At 68.7% G+C, this 14,253-nt stretch carries 10 protein-coding genes and 1 pseudogene; 7 read left to right on the forward strand and 4 right to left on the reverse strand.

Annotation, left to right across the window (positions count from 1 at the left end; all coding sequences use genetic code 11):
* Positions 1 to 675: 675 nt before the first annotated feature.
* From IEZ19_RS26545 to moaA, 6 genes are all read left to right on the forward strand, one after another.
* Positions 676 to 1,896 carry an ABC transporter substrate-binding protein gene (locus IEZ19_RS26545; RefSeq protein WP_189313808.1) on the forward strand — a complete coding sequence of 407 codons (1,221 nt, stop codon included), beginning with the start codon at positions 676 to 678 and terminating at the stop codon, positions 1,894 to 1,896.
* A 42-nt stretch (positions 1,897 to 1,938) separates the two neighbouring features.
* Positions 1,939 to 4,665 carry a branched-chain amino acid ABC transporter permease/ATP-binding protein gene (locus tag IEZ19_RS26550; protein WP_189313809.1) on the forward strand — a complete coding sequence of 909 codons (2,727 nt, stop codon included), beginning with the start codon at positions 1,939 to 1,941 and terminating at the stop codon, positions 4,663 to 4,665.
* Positions 4,662 to 5,345, forward strand: a complete 684-nt coding sequence (locus IEZ19_RS26555) for an ABC transporter ATP-binding protein (RefSeq protein WP_189313810.1) — start codon at positions 4,662 to 4,664, stop codon at positions 5,343 to 5,345. The genes IEZ19_RS26550 and IEZ19_RS26555 overlap by 4 nt, the downstream gene beginning before the upstream one ends.
* Before the next feature lie 67 nt (positions 5,346 to 5,412).
* Positions 5,413 to 5,880, forward strand: a complete 468-nt coding sequence (locus tag IEZ19_RS26560) for a molybdenum cofactor biosynthesis protein MoaE (protein WP_189313811.1) — start codon at positions 5,413 to 5,415, stop codon at positions 5,878 to 5,880.
* 415 nt (positions 5,881 to 6,295) lie between these two features.
* The gene (locus tag IEZ19_RS26565; protein ID WP_229840801.1) at positions 6,296 to 7,576 is read left to right on the forward strand and encodes a molybdopterin-binding protein; all 1,281 of its coding nucleotides are present in this window, start codon (positions 6,296 to 6,298) and stop codon (positions 7,574 to 7,576) included.
* A gap of 2 nt (positions 7,577 to 7,578) precedes the next feature.
* On the forward strand, positions 7,579 to 8,601 hold the full coding sequence (gene moaA / locus IEZ19_RS26570; RefSeq protein ID WP_229840803.1) for a GTP 3',8-cyclase MoaA: 1,023 nt from the start codon (positions 7,579 to 7,581) through the stop codon (positions 8,599 to 8,601).
* 150 nt (positions 8,602 to 8,751) lie between these two features.
* Here the strand turns inward: moaA and IEZ19_RS26575 are convergent, their stop codons facing one another.
* A complete protein-coding gene (locus tag IEZ19_RS26575) occupies positions 8,752 to 9,744 on the reverse strand; it encodes an MBL fold metallo-hydrolase (RefSeq protein ID WP_229840806.1) in 993 nt (330 codons plus the stop codon).
* Positions 9,745 to 10,224: 480 nt separating this feature from the next.
* On the opposite strand from IEZ19_RS26575, the gene IEZ19_RS26580 reads away from it, so the two are divergent.
* Positions 10,225 to 10,929 (forward strand): TetR/AcrR family transcriptional regulator, encoded by a 705-nt coding sequence (locus tag IEZ19_RS26580; protein ID WP_189313814.1) that lies wholly within the window; start codon positions 10,225 to 10,227, stop codon positions 10,927 to 10,929.
* A gap of 151 nt (positions 10,930 to 11,080) precedes the next feature.
* Here IEZ19_RS26580 and IEZ19_RS26585 read toward each other — a convergent pair.
* The 3 genes and pseudogenes from IEZ19_RS26585 to IEZ19_RS26595 all read right to left on the reverse strand — a co-directional run.
* A pseudogene (locus IEZ19_RS26585) lies at positions 11,081 to 11,593 on the reverse strand (SDR family NAD(P)-dependent oxidoreductase); the annotation flags it as partial.
* Positions 11,594 to 11,808: 215 nt separating this feature from the next.
* Positions 11,809 to 12,999, reverse strand: a complete 1,191-nt coding sequence (locus IEZ19_RS26590) for an ROK family protein (protein WP_189313815.1) — start codon at positions 12,997 to 12,999, stop codon at positions 11,809 to 11,811.
* 259 nt (positions 13,000 to 13,258) lie between these two features.
* Positions 13,259 to 14,253 (reverse strand): OmpL47-type beta-barrel domain-containing protein (locus tag IEZ19_RS26595; RefSeq protein ID WP_189313816.1); only part of this gene is annotated, 995 nt, incomplete at its 5' end.

The following is a 14,253-nucleotide window of genomic DNA, read 5'->3' on the forward strand; positions in this document are numbered from 1 at the left end:
AGACGGGGGAGGCGCAGGCGCAGACGGCGAGGAGTGTCCGCAGACGGTCAGCCGGAGGACTCACCGAGAGGGCCGTCAAGCCTGTCGCCGCATCAACGACACCGACGAGCAGACGGAGACGCCACTCACGGACGAACGTGACCGGCCCTGTCAGGGGGCGCTGAAGATCTCGGCCGGCACGCGAGGCCCGGCACGCACACCTTCTCCAACCATGAGGGTTCCCCGATCGAAGGTGCCGGAGGCCGGAAGGTGCGCCAGGGTGAGCCGCGGTCAGTCTCCCTGGCTCGTTCCTCTGTTCTGCTGCCGTGCACCCGGCCGCCGTTCGTTGATCCAGCCAAGGTCTTCGGCGGCCCCCTACGGCGCGTCCGTCCCGCCGGAGAATGCGCGCTGACCCGACACGAACGGTCGGACGCGCCCTGAATGCCACCCGCGTCGGGGTCTTCTGACGTCACGTCAGCTGAGCCTTGGCAAGCAATCTGATGCTACGTCAGTTCGTGCCAACGCCCGTTATATAAGTTCAACCAAACGACCGATTGACAGAAAAGCAGCCACGCTGCCATCGTCATCCGCACACAGAGGCGGACAGCGCAGGGACATCGATCGTTACTGATCAGAGCTCCCCATTCCGCCCATCGCGATCGGTAGCTTCCCTACCTCCACCCAGCGGGAGAACACATGACGCGCACGCACAAGGCGGCCCTGGCCCTCGTTGCGCTGCTTCCGGTGCTCGGCGCCTGCAGCAGCGCGGGCGCCGCGAATTCGGAAGGCTCCGACGGGGCGATCAAGCTGATGAACATCACGGCCGTCAACTCACCGCTGCAGAACTACCCGGACGTCAAGGCCGGAGCCGAGGCGGCCGTGAAGTCGATCAACGCGAAGGGTGGCCTCAACGGCAAGAAGATCGAGCTGACCTTCTGCAACACGAACTCGGACCCCAACCAGGCCCTCGCCTGCGCCCGTAAGGCCGTGTCCCAGAAGGTGGCCGCCGTCGTCGGCTACACCGACACCTTCTCGAGCCAGGCACTCCCGGTCTTCGAGAAGGCCAAGATCCCCGCCATCGGGCTGATGCCGCGCGGAAACGCCATCGAGCTGAACTCCGCCGCCGCATACCCCTTCGAGGGCGGCTCGGCCGGCAGCTCGGTGGCCGCCGCCGCCGGCCTCAAGGGCGAAGGGGCGAAGGTCGTCGTGTCCGTGGCTGCTGACGTGCCGTCCGCCGTCGCCAACGCCGATCTCGTCAAGAAGGGCGCCGAGGCGGCCGGGCTCAAGTTCGGCGGCAGCGTGAAGATCCCCACCAGCGGCGTCTCGGACTTCGCCCCCTATGCACGGCAGATCAAGGCCATGGGCGGCGACGGAGTCATGTTCAACGCGACCGTCGGCCAGATCCAGGGGGTGATGAAGGCCACCCAGGCCGTCGGCATGAAGGTCCATTACGCCCAGCACGCCACCGCCTTCGGCGTGAACGAGGCCAAGAAGACGGGTGCCCCGGCGGAGGGGCTGCTGCTCGTCAGCGCGTATCAGGCCTACAGCGACACCAGCAGCGAGGGCATCAAGGCCTTCAACGCCGACATGGACGCCGCCGGCTCCTCCGACCCCGGTCTCAAGCGACCCACCGCCATCAACGCATGGCTGTCGGTGTATGCCGTCAAGGTGCTGGCCGAGGGCCAGGGTGGCGCTCCCGCGATCAAGGGCGACATCTCCAGTGCGAGCCTGAGTGACGCCATGACCAAGGCCAAGAACGTCGATCTCATGGGTCTGGCCACCTGGACGCCGAAGGGCAGCGGGCCGGCTGAGATGCCACGCGTCGCGCACGCCTCCTACCGGTTCCTCGTCATCAAGGCCGGTGCGGTCGCTCCGACCGACATCGCCCCCGTCGACATCGTCAAGGAGCTGGGCTGACTGCCATCGGCGTCGGCGCCCTGACAAAGCGGTAGGAGCGACATGACCACGTTCATTCAATTCGCCTTGCTCGGCCTGGGAGCGGGCGCGGCGTACACCCTTCTTGCCCAGGGACTCGTCCTCGCATACCGCGGATCCGGCGTCCTCAACTTCGCGCAGGGAGCGTTCGCGCTCATCGGTGGGTTCCTGTTCTTCGAGCTCAGGCAGAACCAGGGGTTGCCCTTGGTCCCGGCCCTCCTGCTGGCGGTGGCCGCGACCGCGGTGCTGGGCGGACTCGTCTACGACCTGATCATGCGCCCGCTCGCCAAGGCGGCCGTGATCGCACGTGTGATCGCCACACTCGGGCTGATGATCCTGATCCAGAACGCCGCTGTGCTGATCTGGGGGGCGAACCCGCAGAGCGTGCACTCGCTGCTCCCGACGTCGACCCTCAGTCTCGGTGGCGTGTACGTCGGGATCGACCGGCTCATCATGTTCGCCATCGCGGCGGTGCTCACCGCCGTCCTGTGGGCGGTGAACCGGTTCACGACCGTCGGCCTCGCACTCCGGGCCGCCTCCGACAACCCGGTGGCCGCAGCGAGTCTGGGGTGGTCCCCGACCACGTTCGGACGGCTCACCTGGCTGCTCAGCAGCGCCGTGGCAGCGGTCGCCGGCATCCTCATCGCCCCGCTCTCGTCGTTGAGCGCGGCGGACATGCCCATACTCGTCGTGCCTGTCCTCGCGGCGGCGCTGTTCGGCGCGCTCAAGTCGTTCCCGATCACCTTCCTGGCGTCCGTGCTCATCGGTGTCGGGCAGTCGCTGGCGGGATACTACGTCCACGCCCAGGGCGTGGCCGAGAGCCTGCCGTTCCTGCTCATCATTGCGGTGCTCGTGCTGCGTGGCCGCGGCCTTCCCGGCCGAGGTCACGTCAACGACATGCTGCCAGAGGTGGGTTCGGGCCGGGTCCGGCCGCTGCTCGTGATCCCTCTCGTGGTGATCGCTGCCTTCCTCATCCTGCGCGTGTTCCCGATCGACCTCGTCGACGCGCTCACCGTGACCATGGCCTGGGCGTTGCTGCTCCTGTCCATGACGGTGCTTCTCGGGTACGCCGGACAGCTGTCACTGGCGCAGTTCGCCGTGGGTGGTCTGGCCGCCCTCCTCGCCGGGAAGCTCGTCAACGACGCGGGACTGCCGTTCTCCGCGGCACTGATCCTCTCGGTGGTGCTCATCGTGCCGGTGGCGCTCCTCATCAGTCTCCCCGCGCTGCGCACCCGGGGCATGGACCTGGCTGTCATCTCGCTCGGCGTCTGCGTCGCGGTGACGGCGCTCGTGTTCACCAACGGTGATCTGGCGGGAGGCGCGGCCGGCATCCCGACCGGTGATCGCTCCTTCTTCGGCATCGACATCGACCCCCTGATGGACCCCTCGAAGTACGCACTGTTCGTGTTCCTTGTGTTCGTCGTCTGTGCCCTGGTGGTGGCCAACGTCCGGCGTGGCACAGCAGGCCGCCGCCTGCTCGCCATCCGCACCAACGAGCGGGCCGCCGCGAGCCTCGGCATCAGCGTCTTCGCCGGCAAGGGCTTCGCGTTCACGCTCGCGTCGGTCGTGGCGGCTCTCGGCGGAGTGACGCTCGCCTTCAAGGACTCCGCACTGATCTTCGAGAACTACCAGCCGATGTCGTCACTGCTCGTCGTCGCCTTCGCCATCGTCGGCGGCGTCGGGTACCTGAGCGGATCGATCCTCGGAGCGACGCTCGCCACCGGCAGCATCGGCAGCTGGATCCTCATGAGCATCTTCGACAACCCCGACCCCGCGTGGCTGGGACTCGTGGGTGGCCTGGGGGTCGTCCTGCTGGCGGTGCAGAACCCCAACGGTCTCGCTGGTGAGAACCTCAAGCTCCTCCATGCGATCGCCAGGCGCATACGGAAGTCCGCTCCGAAGCCCGAATCCGCGGACACCCTCGGGCGGCGGGTGAAGCCGAAACCGTGCCCTCCGACGACCCTGGAGGTGAAGGGCCTGACCGTCCGGTACGGCGGCGTCACCGCGGTCTCGAACGTGAGCCTCACCGTCCGACCGGGAGAGGTGCTCGGACTCATCGGGCCGAACGGCGCGGGCAAGACCTCCTTCATCGACGCGGTGACGGGCTTCACGGCTCCCGCCGCCGGCGAGATCCGCCTCAACGGCGAACGGATGGACAGGCGGCCCGCGCACCTTCGGGCCCGCGCCGGCATCGCGCGATCGTTCCAGTCCCTGGAGCTCTTCGAGACCAGCTCGGTCCAGGAGAACATCTTCGCTGCCTGTGACGACGGCTCCCTGCGGACGTACCTCACGGATCTGTTCCACCCACGCACTCCGGTGCTCACACCCGAGGCGGCGGCTGCGCTCGACGAGCTCGACCTGACCCGTCACCGGGACGAGCTGGTCGGATCGCTCTCCTACGGCAAGCGCCGACTTCTGGCCATCGCCCGTGCGGTGGCGCAGAACCCGAAGGTCCTGCTCCTCGACGAGCCGGCGGCAGGACTCAGTGGTCAGGAGGTCGAGGAACTCCGCGTCGTCGTACGGCGCCTGGCGGACGAGTGGGGGTTCGCCATCCTCGTCGTCGAGCACGACATGTCCTTTGTCATGCAGACCTGCGACCACGTCACCGTGCTCAACTTCGGGGAGCAGATCGGCTACGGCACGCCGGAGGAGATCCAGGCCGACCCCGCGGTCGTCGAGGCCTACCTGGGCCAGGTGGCCGAGACGGCCGAGGAAGAACCTGAGCCGGTCCCCTCCAAGGAGTCGAGATGACCATCCTCAAGGCTGACGCCGTCAGCGCCGGCTACCACGACCACCCGGTGGTGCACGAGTTCACACTGTCCGTGGAGCCGGGCCAGATGACGGCGATTCTCGGGCCGAACGGCGCCGGAAAGACCACGACACTGCTCACCCTGGCCGGTGTGCTCAAGCCACTCGCCGGGTCCGTTCAGATGTACGGCAAGACGGCACCGAAGTCCCTCCACGCACGGGCACGTGAGGGCCTCGCCTTCATCAGCGAGACCCGCTCCGTCTTCATGGAGCTCACCACGCTCGAAAACCTCAAGGTGGGACAGTGCGACGTGGCGCGGGCCCTCGACATCTTCCCTGAGCTGCGGCCGTTGATGTCGAAGCCGGCGGGTCTGCTGTCCGGGGGCGAGCAGCAGATGGTCACCCTCGTACGGGCCCTGACGCGCAATCCCAAGATCCTGCTCATCGACGAGCTGTCGCTCGGGCTGGCGCCCAAGGTGGTCGAACGACTCCTCGACGAAGTGCGACGGGCAGCGGACGAGTCCAAGATCGCCGTCGTTCTCGTCGAGCAGCACATCAACCAAGCACTGTCCCGGGTCGACGAGGCGGTGGTCCTTCGTCGGGGGCGGGTCTCCCTGAGGGGCCAGGCCAGTGAACTGAGGAACCAGAAGGGCAGGATCCAGGCCGCCTACCTCAGCCACTGACGACGAAGCGGAGCGGGACCGAGGAGCAGCCGCCGTCCCGGTCCGAGCACGAGGAGGAACGAGAGCCATGAAGATCCTGAGCCCGCGCACCGTGACGATCTCCGTATCGGTCACCGACGAGGTGCTCGACCTGGGAGCGCACCTCCGCCAGGTCGAGTCGACACACACCGGTGCGGTCGTCAGCTTCGTCGGCCAGGTCCGCGATCACGATCCCGAGGTCGTCGGCGTGGTGGAGTCCCTGGAGTACACATGTCACCCCGACGCGGAGCGGGTGCTGCGCACCGTGGTCACGGAAGTGGTCGACGACCTCTTCGTACGAGGCGTCTTGGGAGGCGAGGTCAGGGTCGCGGCCACGCACCGAGTGGGTCGTCTGCATCCGGGCGAACTTGCTCTGGTCGTGTGCACCGCCACGGCCCACCGGGCCGAGTGCTACGAGCTCAACCGGTCCGTGGTGGAGCGGATCAAGGAGCGCATCCCGGTCTGGAAGTGCCAGAACACCGACGGTGGCGAGCGTGTCTGGTCGGGCGCCGCATGAGATCCCTGAGCCAACCTCGGCGCCGGCACGGGCGGTTGGGCGGGCGTGTTCGTCCTGCCGCCGGGCCGGTCTTCGTCCGGCAGGGCGGCGAGTCGGTCGTCTGCCGGGAGCTCATTGATCGGCCCTGTGCGGAGAGTGTCCCCGAAGCCGGTCCGACGGCCTCGGCCGCGTGGGGCCGACGGAACTCATGGAGGCCGTCGAGAGGCTCGTACCCCTGGCCGTGCACCCGCCGGGACCGAGAGGGCACAACTACCCATGAGGGCCGCAGAAAGGATGGTCCTCTCATGAGTACCGGGCCTGTCGGCCGACCCGGCCGTGTCCACCTCCACCGGGGCGTGTGCGTGCCGTCGGCGGGCGAGCCCTGCGCCGGACGGGGAGCGGCAGCCCGGGCGAGCCGGGATCTGCCCTGATGGGCATGGCCTGGCCGGACGCCCACCGGATCGCCTGGGAGATCGCCGAGCCGCTCGGGCAGAGCACGGTCGACCTGGCGGCCGCACAAGGACACCTGCTCGCCCAGCCGTTGCACGCCGCGGTACCGCTGCCGTCCTGCGACACCGCGGCGATGGACGGTTACGCCGTCGCGGGCGACGGCCCCTGGACCGTCGTCGGGCGGCTGCTGGCCGGCGACCGGCCCCACCCAGGCCCGCTGCAACCCGGCCAGGCCGTGGAGATCGCCACCGGGGCACCCGTCATGTCCGGCGCCGCCGCGGTGCTGCCCGTCGAACGCATGCAACGCCACGGTGACATCGTCACCGGCACGCCCGGTGGCCGCAGCCACATCCGGTACCGAGGGGAGGACATCGCCGAGGGCGACGAGCTGCTGCCGGAGGGCGCGGTCGTCACTCCTGCGGTGCTCGGCCTGGCCGCCAGCGTGGGTAACGACACACTGCGCGTGCACCGCCGCCCACGGGTGCGGGTGGCGGTGACCGGTGACGAGTTGCGGCGCTACGGCCGACCGGGACCCGGGCAGGTCCGTGACGCCATCGGCCCGATGCTTCCCGGCCTCATCGGCTGCTCGGGGGGTGACCTGGTCGGTGTCGACCATCTGTCGGACGACCGCTGCGCCTTCGACCGGATGCTGGCCGAGACCGAGGCGGACGTGGTCGTGGTTTCCGGCTCCACCTCGGTCGGCGCCGCCGACCACCTGCGGGCTGCGCTGCGCGCAAGGCGCGCCCACCTCCATGTGAACGGTGTCGCCTGTCGGCCGGGCCATCCGCAGTTGCTGGCGGGTCTGCCCGACGGCCGCTATGTGGTCGGCCTGCCGGGCAATCCGTTCGCGGCGCTGGTCGCCGCGCTGACGATCCTGGAACCGCTGCTCGCGAGACTGGGCAGCCGGCCCGCCCGGCCGATGCCCACCGCTGCGCTGGTGCCGGGTCCGTCGGCGCACCCGCGCGATACCGTGCTGCTCGCCGCGGTGTGGCGGGGCGGCTCACTCGAACAGGTCGGACGGGACCGCCCTGGCAGCCTGTGGGGTGCCGCGCTGGCCGACGCCTTGGCCGTGCTGCCGCCGGGCTGGCGGGGGCCGGACGTGGGGGTCCTCGCATTGGCCGGCGGAAGTCCCGGCCTGTCCGCCGAGGCACGAGCCGCCACGTTCCCACGCATGCTGCGGGCCGGTTCGTATGGGCCCCGCAGCGGTGCTCGTTCCCTTTCATGTTCACGACCACCCAGCCTTGCTGAATTCGAAGGAGGACCGTAGCTGTGGCACAGCATGCGGCGCCGGGACTCGCTGATCGGCTCGGACGCCCCCTGGAGGATCTTCGAGTCTCCGTCGTCGACCGCTGCAACCTCCGTTGCCGTTACTGCATGCCGCGTGAGGTCTTCGACTCGACGTACACCTTCCTCGAACGGCGGGAGCTGTTGAGCTTCGAGGAGATCCTTCGACTGGTGCGCGTCTTCGCCCGTCTGGGAGTCCGCAAGGTCCGGCTGACCGGAGGTGAGCCGTTGCTCCGCCGGGGACTGCCCGACCTGGTCTCCGGCCTCGCCACCGTCGAAGGAGTGGAGGACCTTGCCATGACGAGCAACGGCATCCTCCTCCCGCGCCTCGCCGAGCCGCTGAAGCAGGCGGGCCTGAAACGGCTCACGGTCAGTCTCGACGCCCTGGACGACGCCACGTTCCGCACGATGGCCGATACTGTCCAGCCCGTCCGGGCCGTGCTGGACGGCATAGCGGCGGCCAAGGCCGCGGGCCTGCCGGTGAAGGTCAACACTGTGCTCCGGCGCGGTGTCAACGATCACCAGATCGAGGCGATCGCGCAGTGGGCTCGCACCACTGGGGTGACGGTCCGGTTCATCGAGTTCATGGACGTCGGGACGACCAACGGCTGGGTGCGCGACCACGTTGTACCAGCTGCCGAGGTGGTCGAGCGACTGAACGTGCGCTGGCCGATCGAGCCGGTCGCCCCGGTAGGCGCCGGCCAGGTGGCCGAGAGATATCGCTATCTCGACGGGGCCGGAGAGGTGGGAGTGATCACCTCCGTCACGCGGCCCTTCTGCCGCACCTGTACCCGAGCGCGGCTGTCGCCCGCAGGTGAGCTCTACACATGCCTGTTCGCGGCGGTGGGCCGCGACCTTCGGACCCTGCTGCGTGACGGCGCCTGCGACGAGGAGATCGAGGGGACGATCGCCGACGCCTGGGCCGGTCGTACCGACCGTGCCTCCGAACTCCGGGCCGAAGGCGGACTGCCCGGCCCGCGAGTCGAGATGTCCTACATCGGCGGCTGACCTGGCTCGGCTGTGGCTCGCGGGAAGGTGAAGTCCCGCCCATGCGCTGCCCGTCGTTTCATGGACAAGAGGTGAGCTTTCCGCCGTGCCGCGCCAGGAGAGGCCCCGTGGCGGGGCGGCTGCCTTGTGCTGTCTCAGAGCCCGAAGCTGTCACGGTCCGGGCAGATAGTGCGTGACACCCTTGACGGTGGTGGCGCCCAGGTCCGAGCGGTGCACCAGCAGGTCCAGGTGGGCGGCGGACTCGCACACCGCCAGTACCTGGTTGAACATGTCGAGATCGGCGAACCGACGGCGGCGGCTTGTCCAGGGCAGGGCCTGCGCGACGTCCCAGGCGGTTCGTCCGCCCGCGGCGACAGCCTGTCGACACTCTTCGAGCCGGTGCTCGTGATGGGACAGCAGCTCGCGCACCCTCGTGTGCGTCGAGGGCGAGGGCAGCCCATGGGCGGGCAGAAGACGCATGTCCGGCAGGTCCAGGAGCATGACCAGCGAAGCCAGGTAGTCGCGCAGCGGCAGTTCGGTGGGGACCGGCTCGAAGCCGATCGAGGGGGTGATGTGCGGGAGCACATGATCGCCGCCGAACAGCACCCCGAGGGACGGGTCGACGAAGACCATGTGACCAGCGGTGTGCCCGGGCGTTGCCAGGGCGGTGAGTCGACGGTCCCCGACCTCGATCTCGACCCGGTCGGTCAGCCAGTCGTCCGGTTCCTCGTAGATCGAGTCGTCCGTGGCAACCGACGGCGCGTTCTGGAGCCAGCCCGGTAGAGCCGCTACCAGGGAGTGGGCACCGGCCCGGCGCAGCCGGGGAAGATGCGCCTCGATGCCGGTGCCGGGACTGCGGATCACGGATCCGATGGTGGGCTGCTCGCCGAGACCTATGCTGACGCGGGTGCCGAACTCCTGCCGCAAGGCGATTGCTTGGGTGTAATGGTCGCGGTGCGCATGGGTGACCAGGAACCGCTTGATGTCCCCGAGGTGGGCGCCGAGCTGCCCGAGGCCGGCGCGCAGTTGATCGCGGGAGACCTGGAGCGCCCATCCCGCGTCCACCATGACGACACCGTCGTCCTGGATCAGCGCATAGGTGTTGACCGCTCTGAGTCCGTCCTCCGGCAGCGGGAGCGGGATCCGGTACACATCGGGTGCCACGCGGAAGGCACCCGATGAGACCCAGTCGACCTGTCTGGCCGGGCTGGGACTTGTCTGGCGGGCTGACATCACGGCGCCCTTCTCGCTATCGTGTATCAACCAAACGAACGATAGAATATGGAGCGGGGAATGTCGATGGTGGGGCTCGGTGGGGGGCGGCCCTGTCAGGAGCGCGGCGGGCGGCGGGCGTGTGCGCGCTCGCCCTGCGCCTCTTGGACGGTGTGCGCCTCGAGGGTGAGGTGGGCGGTGGCAGTGGCGTCGCTGTCCTCGGTACGGATACTGCCGCCATCTCGAATTCAATCCACTGACCGAATGGTAGAATGAAGTAGGCGGTATCGACGCTGCACCCGCTTAGGGTCGGCAGGGCCTTTACGTCGAATCGGGCGCGGCGACGGGCTCCGGATCGACAGGGGATCCTCTTGTTGTCGAGCTCCCGCCCGAGGCCTCGAGCGTGAACGAGAAAAGTGGAGAACAGTCCCCGTGCCGTCATCTGAAAGTTCCTCCGGCAGGAGCGGTCTCGGCCAGGTCGACCGTCCGCGCAGGGGCCGGCCGCGTCGTGGCCCGGACCCAGAGCGACTTCAGGAGATCATCGACGCCGCCGCGACGGTCTTCCTGGAGAAGGGGTACGACGGCACCAGTACCAAGGACATCTCCGATGCGGTCGGCATGCTCAAGGGGAGCCTTTATTACTACGTTCGCTCGAAGGAGGACTTCCTCTTCGAGATCATCAAGCGGGTGTACGACGCGGCGCTGGTCAGTATCCAGCCGGCCGTGGAGCTTGAGGGCGACGCGCTGACGAGGCTGCGGGCCTTCGTTCACGCGCATGTCGGCTTCGCGGTGAAGAATCTGACCGCTTTCACGATCCAGCTGCGTGAGTTCGAGCGGCTCTCGCCCGAGCGCCGCCTCGAGATCACGGCCGGCGGTGACGCCTACCTCCGCGCGCTGCGTGGCATCCTCAAGGACGGTCAGCGAGAGGGCGTGTTCGACGAGAAGATCGATGTCTCGTTCACCGCTCTGGCCATCCTGGGTCAGTTGAACTCCCTGACGCAGTGGTACCGGCCCAACGGCCGACTGTCGGTGAAGCGGCTGGCGGAGAACTTCGCCGGACTGGTGATCACCTCGATCGCCTCCGATTCGGCCGTTCAGTCGGCCGGAGGGCCGAGCAAGCTGCGCCGCAGCCGCTGACGCCACTCTCGCCGCAACCGCATGACCTCGGCTGCACAGCACTGTCGGGGCCGAGTTCAGCAAGCGGTCGCGCCAGGCACGCAGTCCGCGACGCGACCGTCCTGTCGCCCCCTCTCCGTAGGAGCCTCGGCCGTTCAAGGCCGGGAGGGCGTCAATGTTGAGCCCCGTACACCGGCTGCGGCGGCCCCGCCTCGGCGAGAAGCTTCAACGCCGTCTCGCCCGCCTCCGCCGGGGACCAGCGAGCACCCTTGTCGGCCGTGGGGCCCGGACGCCAGCCCTCCATGACGGTGATGCGGCCGCCCTCGGCCTCGAAGACGCGGCCGGTAACGCCGGCGCTGGAAGCGGAGCCCAGCCAGACGACGAGGGGGGAGACGTTCTGCGGGGCCATGGCGTCGAAGCCGCCGTCCGCCGGGGCAGCCATCGTGTCGGCGAAAGCAGCCTCGGTCATGCGGGTACGTGCGGCCGGGGCGATGGCGTTGACCTGGACGCCGTAGCGGCCCAGTTCGGCGGCAGCGACCAGGGTCAGGCCGATGATGCCGGCCTTGGCCGCAGAGTAGTTGCCCTGTCCGACGCTGCCCGACAGTCCCGCTCCACTGCTGGTGTTGATCACCCGGGCCTCGGGCGCACGGCCGCTCCTGGTCTCCGCGCGCCAGTGCGCGGCCGCTGCCGCGCGGCGAGTGATCTGCTGCGCCCCGTCGCCTGCGGACTTCTTGTCCACTTGGTTCTCGTCTTCCTACCGCATACCCCCATCGGTGCGTGGACCAACGACGACCGGAGTGACCGTTTCCATGCCGGAGGCGGCGAGGCCCGGCCGTCCGCGGTATCCAGAACGGGTCAGCTGGCCCGCCTCACCACGGGTTCCAGTCGCACGTCGAAGTGTCAGGCCGGTGAGAAGACGTGGTCGCTGATCAACCGGGCGCCGCCGACGACGCCGGCGACCTGGCCGAGCTCGCCGAGCACGATCGGCAGGTTGCCCGTCGCCAACGGCAGCGACTGACCGTAGACCTGGGTGCGGATGCTCGCCAGGAGGTTGTGGCCCAGTCCGGTGAGCCCTCCCGCGATGACCACCAGGCCGGGGTTGAAGAAGCTGACCAGACCGGCGATGACCTGACCGGTGCGCTTTCCTCCCCAGCGGATCAGGCCCAGGGCCGCGGTGTCCCCGGCGGCCGCGGCGGCCGATACGTCCTCGGGGGTCAGCCTTCCGGCCGATGCGAGCCGTCCGGCCAGCTCCGGCGAGCGGCCGGACCGGGCGAACGCGGTCGCGTCACGTACGAGGGCGTTTCCGCCGAAGTACGCCTCAAGGCAACCGGTGTTGCCGCAGGCGCACCGGGGCCCGTCCGGTTCCACCTGGATGTGGCCGATGTCGCCGGCACTGCCGGTGACACCGCGGTGGACCTCGCCGCCGACGACAATGCCGCAGCCGATGCCGGTCCCGAGCTTCACGCACAAGAAGTCGCGTCCGGACCGGGCGACGCCGGCTTGCTGCTCGCCCAGGGCCATCAGGTTCACGTCGTTGTCGACGAGGACGGGGCAGCCGAGCTCCTGGGTCATCGCCTCGCGGACGGGGAAGCCGCTCCACCCGGGCATGATCGGCGGAGCGACGGGGGTACCTTCGGGAAATCGGACAGGTCCCGGCACGCCGATCCCGGCGCCGTCGAAGTGTTCCGTCGATGTCGCCTCGCGCAGCTTGCCGACCAACGCCAGCACCTGCTCGAACACCGCTACGGGGCCGTCGCGCACGTCCAGCGGCTCGGCCATGTGGCCGAGGATGTCCAACTCGGCGTTGGTGACCGCGACATCCACGGAGGTGGCGCCGATGTCCACGCCGAGAAACCGCAGCGATGGGGCGATCCTGACGTTGTGCGAGCGGCGGCCGCCGCGGGAGGCGGCGAGGCCGTCAGGGACGACCAGACCGGTTTCCAGCAGCCGGTCGATCTCGAAAGCGAGCTTGGAGCGCGACAGCTCGACCTGGTCCCCCAGGGCGACCCGGGACTGCGGACCGAGGTCGCGCAGGAGGCGGAGCAGCCGGGCCTGATGGGCATTGGCCGGTCGAGCAGTCGTACTCCTCACGCCGCCCCCGTCGTGGCCAGAGTCGTTAGCATGCCCGGCACGGGGGCACGGCTTCTACCAGGACCGTAACATCGTGCCGTCGATGGCAAAAGAAACTTGTGCGTCGATTCATAGGACTTTCATCAACCGATGGACAAAGCCAGGTTCGAAGCAGCCCAGCCTCGTCGCCGCCCCGGCTGTCGCAGCGGCGGCCGGGCCCGACGGGGTGGAGCCGTCCAACTCCCCACCCCATCGGCCCTGGTGCTGTGTCCGGATCGCCTCAGCGACCGGCGGGACCGTGGCTCGGCATGCCGATGTCGGACTGGCCGGCCGACTTCTTGATCAGGGCGGCCTCCCGCTGGTCGACGACTCCCTCCTTCCGCAGCGTCGTGACGATGTCCCCCACGTGCGAGACGAAGGCGCCGTGGTTGTTCCAGGCCCGGTGATCCTCGATCAGCTCGTTGATCGTGCAGCCGTTGGTCGTGACGCGGTTCGGGACGCCAGTGTTGATCGATCCGACGAACACGGTGGAGCGGTCGTCCGTTTCAGGACAGTCGGCCGGCGGCTTGCTGTCGACGACGGTGAGGGAAAGCGACTGCGGCGCGGACGTGTTGCCGGCCTTGTCGGTCGCTCGGGAGAGGAAGGTGTGGCTCCCGGCTCTGTCGATCACCACCGGCGCGGAGTAGTTCAGGTAGGGGCCGCCGTCGAGGGAGTACTCGATCCCGGCCACGCCCGATTCCGCGTCCGAAGCAGTCACCGTCACCGTCGCACTGCCGACGTAGTCACCGGAGTCGTTCTTCGTGCCGGACACGGAGGCCGACACCTGCGGCGGCGTCCTGTCCTGGGGTGGAGCCGCCACGATGGTGAACTCCACGGATTTCACGGGCGAGGTGTTGCCTGCCTTGTCCGTCGCCCGGTAGGTGAGTGTGTGCCGGCCCACGCTGTTGACCCCGACTGGCGCCGTGTAGGCACTGTAAGACGCACCGTCGAGCGAGTACTCGATTCCAGCCACCCCGGACTCCGCATCCGAAGCCGTCACTGTGACCGTCGCGCTTGACACGTAGTTCCCGTTGTCGTCCTTGGTTCCGGAGACTGTCGCGGAGGTGTCTGGTGGTGTGTTGTCTTGTGGCTGGGCTGCTACGACGGTGAAGTCGATGGATTTTGTGGGTGAGGTGTTGCCTGCTTTGTCTGTTGCTCGGTAGGTGAGTGTGTGCTGGCCCAGGCTGTGGACGTCGACGGGGGTTGTGTAGGGGCTGTAGGTGGCGTCGTCGAGGG

This window comes from Streptomyces brasiliensis (assembly GCF_014647875.1).
Taxonomy (GTDB): Bacteria; Actinomycetota; Actinomycetes; order Streptomycetales; family Streptomycetaceae; genus Streptomyces; species Streptomyces brasiliensis.